The 16,356-nt window shown below is 39.5% G+C and carries 17 protein-coding genes; 8 read left to right on the top strand and 9 right to left on the bottom strand.

All coding sequences use genetic code 11. From position 1 onward, the window contains the following. Window positions 1-185: 185 nt before the first annotated feature. A complete protein-coding gene (locus tag M901_RS05245; protein ID WP_021277138.1) occupies window positions 186-968 on the bottom strand; it encodes a hypothetical protein in 783 nt (260 codons plus the stop codon). A gap of 289 nt (window positions 969-1,257) precedes the next feature. Between M901_RS05245 and M901_RS05240 the strand changes: the two genes are divergently transcribed. Further along, window positions 1,258-1,920, top strand: a complete 663-nt coding sequence (locus M901_RS05240) for a hypothetical protein (protein ID WP_157679852.1) — start codon at window positions 1,258-1,260, stop codon at window positions 1,918-1,920. Window positions 1,921-1,954: 34 nt separating this feature from the next. Here the strand turns inward: M901_RS05240 and M901_RS05235 are convergent, their stop codons facing one another. The 5 genes from M901_RS05235 to M901_RS05215 are packed head-to-tail and all read right to left on the bottom strand — an operon-like array spanning window position 1,955 to window position 6,674. Beyond that, on the bottom strand, window positions 1,955-2,767 hold the full coding sequence (locus M901_RS05235; RefSeq protein ID WP_021277134.1) for a bifunctional 2-polyprenyl-6-hydroxyphenol methylase/3-demethylubiquinol 3-O-methyltransferase UbiG: 813 nt from the start codon (window positions 2,765-2,767) through the stop codon (window positions 1,955-1,957). Between the two features lie 46 nt (window positions 2,768-2,813). Next, window positions 2,814-3,146 (bottom strand): SWIB/MDM2 domain-containing protein, encoded by a 333-nt coding sequence (locus M901_RS05230; RefSeq protein ID WP_021277130.1) that lies wholly within the window; start codon window positions 3,144-3,146, stop codon window positions 2,814-2,816. Window positions 3,147-3,190: 44 nt separating this feature from the next. Further along, on the bottom strand, window positions 3,191-5,023 hold the full coding sequence (locus M901_RS05225) for a prolyl oligopeptidase family serine peptidase (protein WP_021277132.1): 1,833 nt from the start codon (window positions 5,021-5,023) through the stop codon (window positions 3,191-3,193). A 12-nt stretch (window positions 5,024-5,035) separates the two neighbouring features. Next, on the bottom strand, window positions 5,036-5,764 hold the full coding sequence (locus M901_RS05220) for an START domain-containing protein (RefSeq protein WP_021277135.1): 729 nt from the start codon (window positions 5,762-5,764) through the stop codon (window positions 5,036-5,038). 46 nt (window positions 5,765-5,810) lie between these two features. Continuing rightward, window positions 5,811-6,674, bottom strand: coding sequence for an NAD(P)H-hydrate dehydratase (locus M901_RS05215; protein ID WP_021277131.1), 864 nt, complete (start codon window positions 6,672-6,674; stop codon window positions 5,811-5,813). Window positions 6,675-6,891: 217 nt separating this feature from the next. Here M901_RS05215 and M901_RS05210 point away from each other — a divergent pair, with 217 nt between their 5' ends. Together M901_RS05210 and M901_RS05205 are read left to right on the top strand one after the other, a co-directional pair. Further along, complete coding sequence (locus M901_RS05210) at window positions 6,892-7,227, top strand: hypothetical protein (RefSeq protein WP_034720566.1); 336 nt, start codon at window positions 6,892-6,894, stop codon at window positions 7,225-7,227. 68 nt (window positions 7,228-7,295) lie between these two features. Further along, window positions 7,296-7,604: a hypothetical protein gene (locus tag M901_RS05205; RefSeq protein WP_034720563.1), complete on the top strand. Its 309-nt coding sequence runs from the start codon at window positions 7,296-7,298 to the stop codon at window positions 7,602-7,604. On the opposite strand, the gene M901_RS05200 is transcribed toward M901_RS05205, so the two are convergent. Continuing rightward, window positions 7,594-8,202, bottom strand: coding sequence for a tRNA-uridine aminocarboxypropyltransferase (locus M901_RS05200; protein ID WP_021277137.1), 609 nt, complete (start codon window positions 8,200-8,202; stop codon window positions 7,594-7,596). The two genes, M901_RS05205 and M901_RS05200, sit on opposite strands and share 11 nt — an antisense overlap. A 2-nt stretch (window positions 8,203-8,204) precedes the next feature. Continuing rightward, window positions 8,205-8,426 (bottom strand): hypothetical protein, encoded by a 222-nt coding sequence (locus M901_RS05195; protein WP_021277140.1) that lies wholly within the window; start codon window positions 8,424-8,426, stop codon window positions 8,205-8,207. A 170-nt stretch (window positions 8,427-8,596) separates the two neighbouring features. Here M901_RS05195 and M901_RS05190 point away from each other — a divergent pair, with 170 nt between their 5' ends. The 3 genes from M901_RS05190 to M901_RS05180 all read left to right on the top strand — a co-directional run bounded on the left by M901_RS05190 (window position 8,597) and on the right by M901_RS05180 (window position 13,692). Continuing rightward, the gene (locus M901_RS05190; protein WP_157679849.1) at window positions 8,597-9,823 is read left to right on the top strand and encodes a hypothetical protein; all 1,227 of its coding nucleotides are present in this window, start codon (window positions 8,597-8,599) and stop codon (window positions 9,821-9,823) included. Between the two features lie 122 nt (window positions 9,824-9,945). Next, complete coding sequence (locus M901_RS05185; protein ID WP_021277133.1) at window positions 9,946-11,847, top strand: hypothetical protein; 1,902 nt, start codon at window positions 9,946-9,948, stop codon at window positions 11,845-11,847. A gap of 87 nt (window positions 11,848-11,934) precedes the next feature. Continuing rightward, window positions 11,935-13,692 carry an acyl-CoA dehydrogenase family protein gene (locus M901_RS05180; RefSeq protein ID WP_021277144.1) on the top strand — a complete coding sequence of 586 codons (1,758 nt, stop codon included), beginning with the start codon at window positions 11,935-11,937 and terminating at the stop codon, window positions 13,690-13,692. Between the two features lie 45 nt (window positions 13,693-13,737). On the opposite strand, the gene M901_RS05175 is transcribed toward M901_RS05180, so the two are convergent. After that, the gene (locus M901_RS05175) at window positions 13,738-14,316 is read right to left on the bottom strand and encodes a hypothetical protein (RefSeq protein WP_021277136.1); all 579 of its coding nucleotides are present in this window, start codon (window positions 14,314-14,316) and stop codon (window positions 13,738-13,740) included. Window positions 14,317-14,766: 450 nt separating this feature from the next. Here M901_RS05175 and M901_RS05170 point away from each other — a divergent pair, with 450 nt between their 5' ends. Together M901_RS05170 and M901_RS05165 are read left to right on the top strand one after the other, a co-directional pair. Next, entirely contained in the window at window positions 14,767-15,459 is a 693-nt protein-coding gene (locus M901_RS05170; protein ID WP_021277142.1) for a tRNA (5-methylaminomethyl-2-thiouridine)(34)-methyltransferase MnmD, read from the top strand. 110 nt (window positions 15,460-15,569) lie between these two features. After that, window positions 15,570-16,356 (top strand): response regulator (locus M901_RS05165; RefSeq protein ID WP_021277145.1); only part of this gene is annotated, 787 nt, incomplete at its 3' end.

Below are 16,356 nucleotides of genomic sequence, written 5' to 3'. Positions count from 1 at the left end.
TNAAGAAATGTATTTTACATAAGGTTGTAAGAATTCAATTTCCTAAAAGAAATGAAGTCATGAGTATTAGAACTCAACTTGCTTTTCGCTAATTTTCCTTTGAAGTTAGACCTTTTACTCGATCAGAAATAAAAAAAGCTGCACAGGAATATGCGCAGCTTTGTGTATTATAAGTAAAATATTGATTATCTTCTAAGACCTAGCTGTAGCTCAACCTTTGATCTCGATCCGATGATACTCGTCGAAGTTGCGTTTACAACAACCTTGTTAATTCCAGCACCGTGACGTGTTCTAAAGTGATGAGTTAGCTCTTGTCCTTCACTTAGATATCCTCTTAGGCTTCCCATATCAAGAACTCTTCCATTATCTAGGTAAACCTTCACGGCCTCGATTTCGAGTCCACCACCAACGGCAACAAGCCTAATAGCTTCAACTCCACCTTCAGAAACATAGAATGTATCTGTATCTACGATAAACTTATCAACTTTCTTAGTACCAAATGATTTGAAAAACGGCTCAATTGGACGTGGCCTAGGTGCTGGTCTAAGATCAGTTGTTGAAACTTCGATCGTTCGTACTTTGATATTCCCTTTCAGATCAAGATGCCATGGCCCTCTTTGTGTATTGATACTTGTCAGAACGACATAATCAAAAGTTGATCTGTGCGCATCATGAAAGTCATACTCTCTTCCATCGACTCTATCAGCATCCTCAACCATACCATCAACAAGAAGCTTAACTCTTCCGTTTCCGTTCTTTGATTTTGCTGTTAATTGAACAAGATTAATTCTTTGATTCCCCAATTGAGCGCCCGGGTGTTGATCTTTAATAAGTTGTTTTAGATGAAGAGTATTTTCTCCTCTAAATTGTTGGTCGTGCATTTTGATCCTAAAATTTGCACCAAAGACTTGATTTGTTCCCAGGACTAATGCCGCAGTTAAAATGACCTTATTCAATACTGAATTCATAAAAAACCCTCTCTCTAAAATTTATTAAGCTTAATAGCGTAGTTTTTACAAAGCGAATTTCATGCCAAAAAAAAGCGCGTCATTTGGTCAACTCGACACCACTCAAAATTGAGGACAGTTTCATAGTGCACCTTAGGTATGCAATGAGGGTCAAAAAGGCCCTAGAATTGATCTGAGGGCTTCATATTTTTGGCATCTCCCTTGCTTTAGACCCTTTAACATATAAAAAAATGAATTTGCATATGTTTAGAGAGAAAAGTTCTTATTGAATTTGAGAGAGGGAATTATGATGAAGAAAAGTATTTTTATGGCCACATTAGCAGTTGTATCTTTAAACTCATTCGCCAACAGAGTTGATCTTGAGGCCGATGTTTTAAAACTAGCTAAGAAAGTAAATCGTCTTGCAAATCAAAATGCTGACACACTTTCAAATAAAGAGTTAAGGGATGTAAAAAAGCATCTAACTCTTGCTGTAAAAATCATTAAAGGTATAGGAACAACTCCTGTTCCACCAACAAACCCAAGACCAATCTATCGCGTATGTTCTCAAGATAGTGCGGATATCTTTCAACAAACATTTATTAAGATTAAGAATTTTGCCTATTCTTCAAGTGGTCTTGATATGACCTCATCTGGAGCAACACAATTTGCTCAAGAGTTCACAGAAACACACTCATGTGAAACGGCAGATATCTTCATGAGTAAATCTTCTAGGCTAAAAACATTTGCCTACTCAACTTCTGGCCTTGATATGACATCATCAAATGCCAAGAGCTATGCAATGAATAAGTGGCAATCATTTTGTGAAGACTTTCCAATTGAAAGTGAATTTAAGAAGCACTATACCTTTGCTTACTCAAGCTCTGGACTTGATATGACTTCTTCTAATGCAAGAAGATATGCTCAAGAAAAAGTTGAGCCCGTAGCATTTAGCTGTGGAAATATTTTCTAAAAAAACGTGCACGAGCGCTGTCTAAATGGCAGCGCTATTTCTTTGGCCTACGACAAAGACAAACCGTTAGCCCTGCCTGGCGCCAATGGGATGAACTAAAGCTATATTCATGAAATTCCTGTGGTGGCCTTTCAAAATGCGTCTTATCAAGAGGGTTATTGGCCATATATTCATCGCGATCCATATTTTCATCATCACTGACTTCAACAGTTTGTGATGGGGCCTTAAAAAAATTCTTTAAACTATGGCGCAGGTTAAAGAAATCCAGGCCAAAAATACTATTGTAAAGCCATCCACGTCTGCGATACTGTCCAATCATCACAACTTCATCAAAATGCTTCTCTAGGGCCTTTTTAAGCTCACTGGCACGAAAGTTATTAATATGAAAACTAGGAATATCAGAGCGACTCTTTAATACCACATCATGATTTGGAGTTGAGAGAATAAGCTCTCCACTTTCACTTAGAGCACTTCCTAAAGACTGTAAGAACTCATCTGTCTCTTGAGGATCAAGATGCTCGATAACTTCAAAGGCCGTGATAGCATCAAACTTAATATCCATCTCAGCGAGTTTCATAACATTAAATTTTTTGAAGTCGAGATTCTCACTATGACCAAAGACCGCCCTGGCCAATTCAAGGCTATTCTCATTCAGATCCACCCCAAGTACACTTGAGGCATTCTTTGATAGGATATATGATCCATAGCCCTTGCCGGAAGCACAGTCTAGGACTTTCTTACCTTTTAGGCGATTTGAGGCCCACCAATAACGACTAACATGATCTAAGAAAAAAGGAGATTTAGGATTTAACTCTAACGAGTCACCTTCATATGATTTATATTCCATAGGAATATATTAAACGATATGGCCCACCAATGGCGGGCCGGGAAAATTATGCTTCGATATTGGCACCAACAATCGCCGCCATCTGCATCATATTCACAGTTTCACCTTCTTTCATATTTCTTAGGTCTGTGACTTTTCCTGACTTAGACGTCGAGTTCGTGTTCTTAAAGATTGGAAGTAGAGTTGCATCTGCAACGATGAACTTTCCTGCATTTTCAGGCTTTCCATTTTCAGTCTTAGTCTGAAGACCTTTTGACTTAATATAGTCCCATAGTCTCTTCGTAATTTCTGTTCTTGGAAGTTCACTCTCTCCAAGCATTGCAGATAAATCTGCTTTTAGCTTTACTGGCTTTTTTAAACCTTTTGCTTCTTCTGCCATTTTGTATCCTTTTTTTTAAAATATATTCATTATTATGGCATGCTTTACTTATCTTGCAACACACTTTCTACAAAATTAAATACCTTGGTGTATTGATCAACTTCTTCTTGCTTATTTCCACCACCATGTCCTAAACCTTCCATGATATGCAGTGTGTAATTCTTATCAGAAGCTTTAAGCTTCTCTATAAAGCCCTCCATTGAACTCGCACTGACTCGTGAATCATTGAGACCATGAGCGATAAATAATGGCGCCTGAAGGTTTTCAAAGTCATGGAGCGGCGATCTCTCGCGATACTTTTGTTCATTACCTTCATATGGCCCAAGCATATTAACTAGCCAATCGGGAATATTCGACGTCTTGTAAAAATCTTCAAGATCAGCAAAACCGGCCCAACAAATCCCAAAACCATAAGGATAAGAAGAAGGTATACCTTCTTTAAAATTTTCTGGCATTGTCATGGCCCTAAGAACCGCATATCCTCCATGGCTTCCACCACGCACCCCAATTCTCTCGCAAGGCAGACCTAATTCTTTTTCAAGAAATTTAGCACCCCAATGAACATCAAGGATTTCATCACCTCCAAGATCACCAAGAATTTTTTCACGCCAAATTTTTCCATAGCTCCACGAACCACGAACACCTGGAGATAAGATTGCAATTCCAAGCTCAGCAAAGGCCTGAGTTAGCCACGAGTAGTTATTATCACCACCATAGAAGCTCGTAATAATCGCTGCTCTTACTTTCTTTTTTGGCAGAGAGAGAAAGGCCGGAACCATTTGTCCATCGAAACTTGGGTACTCAACAAATTTATAAGTGTTGTGGATAAGATCATCAAGATTTCCAACGACATTATTAAGCTGCATCTTCTCAACTAATTTCCCTTCAGAGATTTCACAAAGCTTAATATCTCCGGGATTATCCATGGCCGTTGAACTAAGCCAAAGATCCTTTGACTGTAGAAAGTGCTGAGAACCTTCAAGAGTGATCTCCTCCCTACTTTCCACACGATCTCCAGCAAGCTTAAGCTCAACCAATAAGGTCTTATTCTCCTGCTTTCTATCAACTAGAATATGGAGTGTTTTATTATCAGGACTCATCTTAAAACCAGAAGTATTCTCTTCAAAATGAGTGAGTTGAGTCACGCCCTGACTCTCAAGATTAAAATTATAGAGGTTGTCATGGCCACTTTTATTGCTGATAAAGTAAAGACCAGCATTATCTATATGCTCATTGACAAGATAGAGATGTGGGCCTTCGCATTCTTTTGGCAATAATGCACTTAGCTTCTTAGACTTAAGATCAAACTCATAGATATTAGAGTCTGTTCTATTATTATCTTTATCTAGTGAGAAGTAGATTTTAGATTTATCAAGGCTAAATTCGACACTAGACCATGAGAAACGATACTCCCAATCAGAGTCATCGCAGAGTAATTCGCTTTCACCAGTGCTTAAATTCATTAAATAGAGCTTAGTGAAGAACTTTCCGTTTTCTGTTTTATAACGATCACCATAGACGAGAGTTTCAAACTCCTCATCTACTCCATAGATTCCGCAGTAACTCGTCTTTGTCACTTGCTCTAGAGTTCCCGAATCCAGTCTGAGCTTAAAGATATTATAATCTTCTTTATTGTCAGTATCAGAAATAATATAGTGCTCATTAGTTTTCTTATTAAAACCAAAGTGTCTAAAGCTTCTCTTAGAAAAGTCTTCCTCACTCCAAAGATTTCCATCATTATAATTTTTTGACTCAACTAAGTTTAGACAATGAAGTTTAACCGCCCCATCCATATTCTTGAGGAAAAAGGCCTTCGTTGCTCCTTGCGTGATATAGGTATTACTAAAAGGAAAAGCATCCAAATATTTTTCAATCACAATAGACTCCTATTATTTAATTATTTTTGAATAGAGTTCTGGGTAGAGATCCTTAATAATAGTCTTATAAGAGTCTCTGACACTATACTCACTCTTTGAGGCCATATCCTCAATTCCCTTAAGAAGCTTATAGGGTACATTCTTTTGTAAGAGATTTACTAACCACTTTGGTATCTTTCCCATTGGATCAACAAGAATAACAATTTCAACCTGAGTCTTCTTCTCATCAATGGCCTTGATCCAAGTTTGCCCGAGATAAATTTGTGCACGAATATGCTTGGGATCTCTCTGTGCTCTTTCGTCTTCAACAGAGAAAATCTCTACGACCATATTCTTAGTCTTTTCATGAACCACAAGTCGATTATTCAAAACCATCTCTCTGTCACTAAATGGCCATGGCAAATCATTAACACTATAGGTGACGGCCTCATGATCTGAGACATCTCGAATAACTTTCTTATGAGATAGTCGCGGCATCCACTCTTTAGAAAGCTCCACCCTTCTTAAAAGTTCCATCACTTGATCTACTGGGGCCTCTAAGACTCCAATTGATCTGAAGGCCAGGACATCGAGCCCCTCAGGCTCCATTGAATAAACCTTAACCTGATCCTTTTCTTTTATAAGTTGCCAGTCATGCTTTTTAAAATAAGCTGACACCTTTTGGGCCATGGCCTGATCGGCATGTGATTGAAGGCAAAGTGATGAAGTAAAAACTAGTATAACAAGTGCTAAAAATTTCATGTCTATGAGTGTAGAGTAAATACACCAAGAAACAAGTAGGAGCGCATTAGAGAAACTTTCTTAAATAACTGATAATGTCGGTTGCAATTAGAGATCTCTCTCCATATCCCTCTTTAAGATATTCTAAGGCGGCCTGAGAGTGAAGCCATGTCCCAAGTCTTGCGGCCTCAAAGCAATCATGACCCTGGGCAATGAGTGAGGCAATAATCCCACTAAGCACATCACCACTACCAGCAGTGGCCAGGGCCGCAGTACTTAAATCATTTTGATAAATTTCGTAATCAATTTCTCGCTTTGCGATCAGGGTCTGTGCCCCCTTTAAAAGTGCCACACTTGAGAGATCTGCCAGCCTCTTAACGGCCCCTTCTCGATCCTCATCTATATCGCTACCACTTCCACCTAATAAACGCGAGGCCTCACCACTATGAGGAGTCACAATAGTGTGCTTCAAGCTCTTTAATGAATCGTGATCTTGTGAGAGAAAATAGAGTGCGTCAGCATCAAGTAATAGCGGGCAATTTGGTTTATTTTCCTTAAGGTAATCGAGAACTAAATTATAGAGCTCCCTAGACCACGCATCCCTTCCTAGACCCGGGCCAATAACGATGGCCCGGGCCTTTTGAAGTATTTGATAAATTTCTGCTCTCTGCCTCTCATCAAAACCTTCGATAGTCTTAACCATGGCCTCTGGACACTCCTTGAGTACAGAAATTACACTCTCCTCACGAGTAAGTAGTGTCACCAACCCTACCCCTGAGCGCATGGCCGCAAGCGCACACATTGTAATGGCCCCGGCCATTGTGTAATTGCCACCAATGCAAACTAAGTGTCCGTAATCATACTTATTTGAATGAGTTTTTCTGGACTTTAAACTCTTATAGAGCTCTTCTCCATCAATATTTTTTATCATCTTTTTTCAGCTTATCAGGATATGCTTCACATAAAAAGCTAATATTTTTCACATTGTCTCAAGTTACAACTTAAGTTATATTTAAGATAGGTCGATAAGTTGCTAAGATTACACAACTTATTAAAAACCAGTTGTGATAAATTAATAATTATTTACTGGGTCAACAGGCTTTTTTGAGTTAAAATTAATCTAGGCTTTAGTTACACGGAGTAAACTTATGAAATTTTTAGCCTTAGTAAACATTCTTATCCTTATGTTCTCTTTTTCGGCCCAAGCTTCTGTTCAGGCCAAGTCTAAGCGAGCAAATAACGAGGCCCTGGCCTTCTGTTGGCAAAATAAAGATGGAAAATGGTGGTGTGATGGACCAAAGCAGATTCTTTGGGCCCCAGAAAAGTCACTTAAAAAGGCCGTAGTCAAAGTTGGATGCGACAATTACAAGAAACCAATTGCCTGGGCCGGTAATAACCGTGTTGGTCACCTCTTCAAATGTGGCAAGAAGCTCACTTCTTACGATAGAGATATTCGTCGTAAATATGGCGTAAAAAAACAATAATAAAACACTTTTAAAATACCTCCATACTCACCCATAATATCTCGCGATTGGATTCCTATAATCTAATCATGAAAACTCTCCTTATACTTTGTTTTCTTATTTTCACACCAGTAGAGCTCAAGGCCCAAGATGCCAATGACGCCCTCGCTTTTTGCTGGAAGAATAAGCAAGGTCTTTGGTGGTGTGATGGGCCATTACAAATTCTCTGGAATGGAGCTCCTAAAATAAAAATCGCCCTTGTTAAAGTCGGCTGTGATAATCACAAAAATTTTCGTCCGTGGGCCGGAAATAACCGAGTCGGCTATCTCTTTAACTGCGGGAAGGATTTAAAGGATTTTGATCGCAATATTAGAGAACGTTACGGTATTAGAAATTAAAAGCACCGGTTCGACTCATCTTTACTCTTGAAACAAAGACATCGAAGAACTTAAGCATGTCGAGCTTAACTTGCTCCTCTCCTAACTGTTCTAAAGCGTGGGCAATGGCCTCATAGGTACACAGAAAATTTTCTCCAGGAGATTTTCTTAGGCCATAATTCGATTCACCCACATTAGTTAGGTGATACTTGGGCATCTCTTTAAAAACCTCTTCGCGCTTGTGAATCTTCTTTGCCTTTGACCAAGAACCATCTGGAACAACAAGATGAATAGGCTTGCCTTTCACAGCTTTGAAATCTGTGACAGGTTTTGAATCCTCAGTTGGAAAGAGATAGAGATATTGCTCGTTCTGTGTGAACGGTTCAGAAGGAATCGGCTGATCGATATTCCCTCTTTCTATGATCTGGCAATTTGGCAGAAGTAATTGGGCAAAGTAGGCCGTATTAGATGTGAGCCATCTCTCCGTATAGTGCATGACAATTGAAACTTTTATCTGTGATGGAATCTCTTGGATATGATCACAGAAGCACCAATGAGTATTAATACGACATGTGGGACAGCGATCTATGGCGGTGGCCCTTCTTTTGTTCTTTCCCATTGTTAGTGTAGTTTCTTTTCTTCTTGTTTTTCTTCTTGTATTTCTTGCGCTAGAGCTTGAGAGTCTAACGGCGTCTCAATATCGATATCAATGTCGATAATAGATGAGAGAAAGTCTCCCTCTAGCCTTGCCTCCATCATAGACATCGGCCCTAGGACTGACTCAAGATCAGCAAGTTGATTTTCAGATTTTGTCATTTCTGGGTTCTGATTTTCTTGTTCCATGGGCCCAAACTACCGAAAACCAGTGACTTATGCAAGAGAGTGAGCATATTTTACTTAAATCTATGCCGCGACCCTCCTTGGCAAAACTTCCACGCCATAGCATGATCCCTCCACTAGAAGCACAACACACAACAAGCTTACCCAAGTAGTTAAAAAGAGAGAGATCAATCATGAAATATCTATTAATCCTATTGATGACCCAACTAAGCTTTGCGCAAGTTTGGCAAACTCAAAAAGATTGGACCTGGCAAGATGAAGAGGACTACTCACAGTGGATTAGAACCGACGTTGCCAATAAGGACATGTTCGTATCCAAGTCTAGCCCTTGGTATGGAATTTCGGCCGATTGTGCTGATGCCAGCTATGCCCTGAGAATTATCTACTCATACGAGAAGGGACTACCATTTGCCTTTAGAAACCCAAGTGGTGCCCGTGGTAAAAATGCCACAATCTCAAATGAGACCAATAAATTTGATAAGCACCCTGCGGGAACAAAGAGAGTCGTGGCCTTCATTAACTACCTTGGTCTCTCAGTTGGAACAGAGAGTTTAAGCTATAATGACACGTACCCTACGGCCATTAACTCAATTGATGCTGGAACACTCTTTACTTATAAGATTAAGACCAGAAATGGTCATGTCCGTCACAGTTACAATATCAAAGATATCTCTGAGATTGGAACATTCAGACTCCTCTATTCAACTCAGGCCATAAAAAAAGATAAACTCCCAATGAGAGACACTTGGGATAAGTCTCTGGTAAACCTCCCTCATGGAGTTTGGGGATTTAAGAGATTTATCTGGCCAGGTTATCATATGAAAAAGGCCAGCGCCTATCCTCAGAGCTGGAAGCGCTCAACAGAACAACTTGATCTGGTTAACAAGTATGGAAAGAACTTTTTTAACTATGTTCAAAAGACTCTTGCCAAAGTTGACGAAGATCCAAAACAGAAGCTAACACGTCTTTTCAAAGGTCTATGTGATGAGGCCCAATCAAGAATTAAGTATGTTGATCAAGGGCTTAAGTTTAGAGAGCAAATTAGAAACCGTTGTATGAATTATTCTGAGTACGACATCTACTCGACACCGGCCAGAGATAAGGCACTCAAGGGGGCATTCACAAAACTCCAAGATGAACTTGCCTTACTAGAGCCACTCGCGGGAGACTCTCAATATGAAGTCATCAAAAGTATCTTCTCTGAATTTACTTCAAGTAGTGACCAAGAGTCCCTACTAGAGATGTGTGCCATTGAGTATCGTCAAGGTCATAGAATTGATCTTTCTGAGCTTTGGAATCGTATCTCAAAAGGCCTTCTCTCTTCACATCCAAATGATAAGGTGGAGCTAAGATGGGGTGAAACTCGCTCTGGCGCCACAAGATGTAAGAAGTGGTACTAATTTAAGGCACTTGGCCCACTGTTCATAGTGGGCCAACATACTGAAATCCCATAAGAATCAACCAAACTCTTAACCCAGCTAAAACATCAAGATTATAATGGTTTTAGACGATAAGTTAAGAGATGAAGAAGCTAGACAAACTCACATTTATCCTAGGCGTATGCTTGTTGACACAGGCCATGGCCAATAATGCTAATCCTGAAAATGAAGAGCCCTCAACTTATTACTTAAAACAAGTTGCAGATGAAAACCCCACCCTCAAGGCCGCCATGAAAATTGAAGGTGTCGAAACAATTTATAAGAATTGCTTTGATCACCAGTATCAATCTAGTGGTGGAACAATTTCTGGCTCAAGACTGATGAGTTGTCTATGGGAAGGAGATCAGGCCGCAGGTATCCAAGGAGTGTCAGCGAATGAAGAACTTAAGAAGCAAGTTCTCGAATCAGTAGAAAAAGATAGCAAAGGAAAAGAGGTTGACTCTATTCGCTATCAACAAATTGTAAAAACAAAGAAAGAAACTGAACCAGGACTTAAGGCCTTGCAAGATTACTATAGCAAGAAGTTGGACGAGGCCCTTTACGGTGATCGCACCCAAGCAAATTACAAGGACAAGCTTGTCAAATCAGAGAGAACTGTTGATCAGCGAGTATTTTTTGAGCTACAAAAAACTCAGCTCGGTAAGAACCTCGTTGCCGCCCTTTCAAGTTATTGTATCGAGGCCAAGAACTACCAAATTGGAAGTAGCTTCTACGCCACAATTATTCCTGAAGATAAAACTCAAAGACAATCTCAAAGAAAGAATAACTTGCGAAAGCTTAAACAACTCTCTGCGACGGGAAAAGATCTTCAGGCCTCACAGGAGTGGTCTGTCTGCTTAGCAAATATTCAACATATGTGTCACCAACCGAGCACAGTCTATATGATGGACGATAGTGGTAATAAGACCCCTATTCCAGGTATTAATTTTTCACAAGGAAGTCTTGTCAACGAATGTCTCTCTCAATTTCCACAAAACGAGCGTGATCAAAAAAGGGATATGTGCCAAGATGATATCAATTATTCTAAGTCTCGTGCTTGTGAAGTTACTCAATATATTACTGAGTCGAGACAAAATATTATTGCCCTCGATAAGACCATTGAAAAATATGATGAACTAAGAGATGGAAAGAATAAGGGAACGATTAATTTCTACAGTGGAAATAAGAGTGGAGAGTCTATCGACGATCTCACAAGTATTACTTCCAATGAAGTTGTCTCTTCTGGTTATGCCCAAGCTGTTAAAACTCAAGCTGAAGAAATGGACAAGTGCCTAAGAGAAAATGATGAAGAGCTTTGTAAGCAGTATCTCAATAACAATAAGGATGAAGCTTATCGTATGATCGCTGAGGTAAAACTCAAGCAAGAAGCAGTTTCTGAAAAGCTTAAGAATATCGAAGATGGTGATACTGAAAAAATCAAGGCCCTACTTCTTGAAGAGGGATACACTGAAGAAGATGCACAGCAAATGGCAACCATCGATGGTATCAAAGATCAAATTAACGAGCGCTACGATGCTAAGAAGCAAGCGATTATCGATCAATTAAGTGCAAAGATTGAGGCCACAACAACCAAGGGTGATAATTTTAATATGGCCGAAGACCAGGCCAAGATTGAAAATCTTCAAAACGAACTTAAGCAAAAACCACAAGAGTTTGCCGAGCTTGTTCACTTCAATAATATTGTTTCGGGTTACCTCAAGATTGACAATGGTGAAGAACAAACCCAAAACACCGCCTCTATTGCGCGCGAGCTTGAGTCAAACGCCTTTACAAGAGAAAATCTCGAGGCTTCAGCAGAGCTTGGCCTTACCAACCGTCAGGGTGGCTCCTATGACGACTACGCCAATATCGTCTCCAGCACAGGGGTAAGCTTAGATCCTGGAAGTTATGACGATGGTGGCGAGAAAACACTTAACACTGACAATATCAATGACAACCTCCTGAACTACTTCAAGAAGGCCCAGACACAGGAAGATCAGCCTTAAAAAAAGCTGATCTTTTTAGTTGACCACGGGTCACGTATGCCTTTATACTTTTTTTCACATAGAAATTAAAAGCATAAAGGAGTCTCTATGAACTACTTTTCTGAAGAAAAAGAATGGCAATGGCTCATTGATAATGGAGTTGATTGGGACAGAATTATCCCTCTCTACTACCCGACTTTTCCAACTGAAGATGGATTTCAAAACAAAGAAGAAATCATTGATTTTATAAAAGAGCTTCTCACTCAAACAGGAGACTGGACATCGAAGGCCGTACTCGAGCGCGCCGCTGCACTTGATAAAAAAGGCGCTGGTGAAATCGTTGATGGCCGCACTATTCCAGGAGAAGAACTGACAGAGTTTTATCGTGAGGCCGCAGAACTGCAAGTCTTTGGTCTTCCTATTCCACAAGAACTTGGTGGACTAGGTCTTCCGCTTGGACCTCTCATGGTTGTGCTCTCGCAACTTGCGAGATCATGTATGTCTTCATGTACTCAATACGCCTTTTTTACTTCCATGGCCGATATGGTTCACCGCTTCTGTGATGAACCAACTCAACAAAGAATCATTCCGCAAATTTGTGCGGGTACTCTCAGTGGTTCAATGTGTTTAACTGAGCCTGGTTGTGGTTCAGATCTTGGGATGATTAAAACATCAGCGACTCCAACCAATGATGGGAAATTCCTACTTAATGGTTCCAAGATCTTTATCACAAATGGTGGCGGTGGAATCGGTTTTGTTCTAGCAAGAATAAAAGGAGCACCTGAAGGCCTAGAAGGAATTTCAATGTTCCTTTGCGAACAAGACCTAGGAGATGGAAAGCTCAACTTTAGAGTCACAAAGAATGAAGAAAAAATGGGAATGCACGGCTCATTTACGACAGAAGTTGTCTATGAGAACTCAGTGGCCACTCTCGTTGGTGAAGAAGGAATGGGGTTTAAGTACATGCTCCACCTTATGAATGAAGCGAGAATTGCCGTTGGTATGCAGGCCCTAGGTGGGATTGAAGGCTCTCTTGATTATGCAATTAAGTATGCAAGTGAAAGAGAACAATTTGGTAGAGCTCTAACTGATCTACCTCTTATGAAGAGAAATCTTTCAGACTTTACCACTGAAAGAGATGCTATTCGTGCCCTTATGGTTGATACTGTGTCACACTTTGATATCTATCAACACCTCGACAAGAAAAAGAAGCATACTGATGATCTTTCTAAAGAAGAAGAGCAAATGCTTAAAGACGCATGGATTTGGACAAGAAAGAGAACACCACTTGTTAAGTACTATGCTTGTGAGGCCTATACTCACCTTTCACAAAGAGCAATTCAAGTCCTTGGTGGTTATGGATATATGGAAGAATATCCTGTTGAGAGATATCACAGAGATAGCTTTGGCCCTCTTCTCTACGAAGGAACAAGTCAGATCCAAGCACTGATGGCCCTTAAGGATATTGTAAAATATGCGGCAAAGGACCCTAAGAAATTCTTCTCAAGTGTCTTTGCAAAGCACCCAAGTGCAAACTTCATCAGCAGTGAAAATGCGAATGTTAAAACTTTTAATGGCATTCAATACAGATTTAAAAAGAATACCATCAAACTTTTAATGAAGTGTTTAAGACCTGAGAGTATTGGAGACATCTTCAATCCTAAGGCCTGGACAGCAGAATCAAATATCGAACAATTAATGACTCATGCTGAGACTCTTTGTCAGGCACTATCTTATATGGAGACGCTGAGAGTTCTTGCGCTTCATGCAGAAAAAGATGAATCAAGAGTTGAACTCTTTAAGAGATATGAAGTTCTCATTAGACCTCGTTTAGAGATGATCTATACTGATTGGTCTATTAGATAGTATGTTTTGTGAAGTTAGAGAGAAGGAGAAATCCTTCTCTTTTTCTTAAAGCCTAAAATTTGTTATTTCTCTCGAATATGTCTCTGACTGAATATCACCCTCAACATTACACGACTTTTCAATCGTCTTCTTGGTTACATAACCATATTGAAGATGACCTGCATTTGTATTAATTGAATAACTCGTTTTCTCAACTAAATTATAATAACCAGTCTGACTGCTTTTTTCACCATAAGAAACTGTGAAACCATCTTCTTCGATATCAATGGCCTGTACAGAATTAAGTGTATCCAAGTGAACAAGTCCCACCTCAGCATCTTCTGTAATCGCAGTGCAAATTGAAGAGAGATGGCCGTTGAGTTCTGTTTGAACGAGACTCTCCCTAATATTTCCAGTCTGAGAATCATATGGCATGAACACATAACCACCATTTACAGAGCGTGAAATTTCAACATCTACGTTATAACCTGAACTTATGTTTGTGCAATTTTGCTCACTCACTTTAAAAGTAATTCTATCTGGACGACTTGCACCAGCAATCTTGAGACGCTTAGATCTCATTGCATCACAGAGTTTTCGTGCCCATACTTTCTTTTCTTCAGTAATCGCGACCTCAATATTCATCTGAGCGCCAATACTACTCTTGGTCGCACTCTTTTGTTCGACACCACATGAGAAAGGAAAATTAGATAAAACAAATAGTTTAGTTTTTTCATCAAAGAACCTATCGGTGACTCTAAAGACAAACTTGACCCCTCAAAACTGATCCTCTTTAATGGGGGTGAAATTCCCTCACCTCCCTTAAATCATTACTGAATCAAAACAATTTTCTCAGCTGTTAGAAAACTCAGTTAGTAAGATGTTGTTTTTAAATTAAAACCCTAGCTATCCAACCCCATTACTGTATAGCAGCTTATTTACAGCTACTGCGACTCATGAGATAAGAGAAGCAGGAGTTAAGATATGGAATTCAAAGGAAGTCTTGGAAATTACAAGATCGTCGTAAACTGAAGACGGAAGCCAAACAGTTTACTCAAGTGCTTATGATGAAAATTGTCATAGCACTTCAGGTGCTTGGCAAGAAACAATTCACAACTATGTCCAAGGCTGCCAAGTTTTAGAAAAGCTTATCAACAAGACAAGGTAACAATCTTTGAAGTTGGCTTTGGGGTCGCAATGGGAATCTTTGCCACTCTAGAGGTTATCAAAGAAAAGCACCCGAAAGATTATCTTGCGCTCTTTCAAAAACTAGAATTCATCTCAACTGAAATCGATCGCAATTTTGCCCTATGGGCACTAAAAGACTCCGAATTTGCCAGAAAGTATCGGTTAAGACCCGAAGATATCAATCAAAGCGAGAATGAAATTCAAATATTCGTAGAAGGAGTCAATCTTCGTATCTTAATTGGAGATGCGAGAAAGACAATTTCAACACTTCACGATGAGACCCTACTCGATTGTATTTTTCAGGATCCCTTTTCTCCTAAGAAAAACCCAACTCTTTGGACAAGAGAATGGTTCAGGAATCTGAGAAGTTACTGTCATAGGGAATCCATTCTCTCTACCTATAGCGCTGCTGTTCATATCAGAAAGGCCATGGCCCTCTCAGGCTTTACCGTCTTAAATAGAAGGGGTTATGGAAGAAAGCGCTCATGTACTCTTGCTCTATGCCACGAGAACTTAAGCCAGGAACAATTAGAGCTACACAACTCCCTCTTACGCTCAAAAGCCGCCGCTTTTAGTGATGCAGATTGCGTCCTCCCCTAAACTCGAGTAAATAGCTAAAGATATTTTGCCCCTTAACCGATAAATTTCAATAAGATATGAGTTTTCATGTATAATAAATATGAATTCTCATTTTTAGAGCGAAGGGATGTATGCAAATTATTCTTATTGAATCAAATGAGGTTATCAAAGATTTAATCTCACTCAATATTAAAACTTATCTCGGGGTTGATGTCATTGTCAGAGCAAGTGCCTCTGATGCCGTTGAACTTATGACAATACTTCCAGAAATTGACCTCATTATCAGCGCTGTCAAAAATGGAGATGAGGATTCTATTCAAGCTATTTCGGACTTTATAACTGAAAATGATCGCGATATTCCAGTGATTGTCCTTGGTGAAGACAATGATATCCCGCAGAGTTTAAAAGAGATGGCCGTGGCCAGTGAAGAGTCTGACTGGGAAAACACAATCAAGCTTGCCGCAAAAACATTGGGGATCACTGAGGATGTGCTCTCTAAGACAAAAATACCTGACTTCGTTCCTATTTCAGTAAACTACTTCTTCAATATTAGCACCTCTTGTTGTGATGTTTATATTCGTATTAAGAAAGGCCCTACTGATTTTCAATTTGTAAAAAGAATTCATCAAGGTGATATCTTCTCACAAGAAGTCATTAAGAAGTACTGTGACCAGGGACTTAAGAATTTCTATATCCCAAAAGAGCAGCAGAAGAACTTCACAACCTTTGTTTCAAATAAACTCGTAGAGCTTCTTAATGATCCAAAGCTTGAAGGAGATGCCAAACTCGAGGCGATGGGAAATAGTTACGATATCGTTACGAAGGAAATTCTTAAAATTGGGTTTAACTCAGCAACAGTTCAACTTACAGAATCTATTGTTAGCAATATAATGGAAACTTTTAAGAATGAAGAGAAGG

Origin of the sequence: Bacteriovorax sp. DB6_IX (genome assembly GCF_000447775.1) — a bacterium.
Classification (GTDB): Bacteria; Bdellovibrionota; Bacteriovoracia; order Bacteriovoracales; family Bacteriovoracaceae; genus Halobacteriovorax_A.
Note: the sequence above shows the minus strand (reverse complement) of the source record. Positions and strands in the feature narration are given on the sequence as shown.

Coding starts and splice junctions, on each gene's coding strand:
- M901_RS05175 (WP_021277136.1), bottom strand. CDS start 14,316: ATGAATATTGAGGTCGCGATTACTGAAGAAAAGAAAGTATGGGCACGA.
- M901_RS05190 (WP_157679849.1), top strand. CDS start 8,597: ATGAAATATCTATTAATCCTATTGATGACCCAACTAAGCTTTGCGCAA.
- M901_RS05180 (WP_021277144.1), top strand. CDS start 11,935: ATGAACTACTTTTCTGAAGAAAAAGAATGGCAATGGCTCATTGATAAT.
- M901_RS05205 (WP_034720563.1), top strand. CDS start 7,296: ATGAAAACTCTCCTTATACTTTGTTTTCTTATTTTCACACCAGTAGAG.
- M901_RS05230 (WP_021277130.1), bottom strand. CDS start 3,146: ATGGCAGAAGAAGCAAAAGGTTTAAAAAAGCCAGTAAAGCTAAAAGCA.
- M901_RS05185 (WP_021277133.1), top strand. CDS start 9,946: ATGAAGAAGCTAGACAAACTCACATTTATCCTAGGCGTATGCTTGTTG.
- M901_RS05195 (WP_021277140.1), bottom strand. CDS start 8,426: ATGGAACAAGAAAATCAGAACCCAGAAATGACAAAATCTGAAAATCAA.
- M901_RS05200 (WP_021277137.1), bottom strand. CDS start 8,202: ATGGGAAAGAACAAAAGAAGGGCCACCGCCATAGATCGCTGTCCCACA.
- M901_RS05245 (WP_021277138.1), bottom strand. CDS start 968: ATGAATTCAGTATTGAATAAGGTCATTTTAACTGCGGCATTAGTCCTG.
- M901_RS05240 (WP_157679852.1), top strand. CDS start 1,258: ATGAAGAAAAGTATTTTTATGGCCACATTAGCAGTTGTATCTTTAAAC.
- M901_RS05220 (WP_021277135.1), bottom strand. CDS start 5,764: ATGAAATTTTTAGCACTTGTTATACTAGTTTTTACTTCATCACTTTGC.
- M901_RS05235 (WP_021277134.1), bottom strand. CDS start 2,767: ATGGAATATAAATCATATGAAGGTGACTCGTTAGAGTTAAATCCTAAA.
- M901_RS05210 (WP_034720566.1), top strand. CDS start 6,892: ATGAAATTTTTAGCCTTAGTAAACATTCTTATCCTTATGTTCTCTTTT.
- M901_RS05215 (WP_021277131.1), bottom strand. CDS start 6,674: ATGATAAAAAATATTGATGGAGAAGAGCTCTATAAGAGTTTAAAGTCC.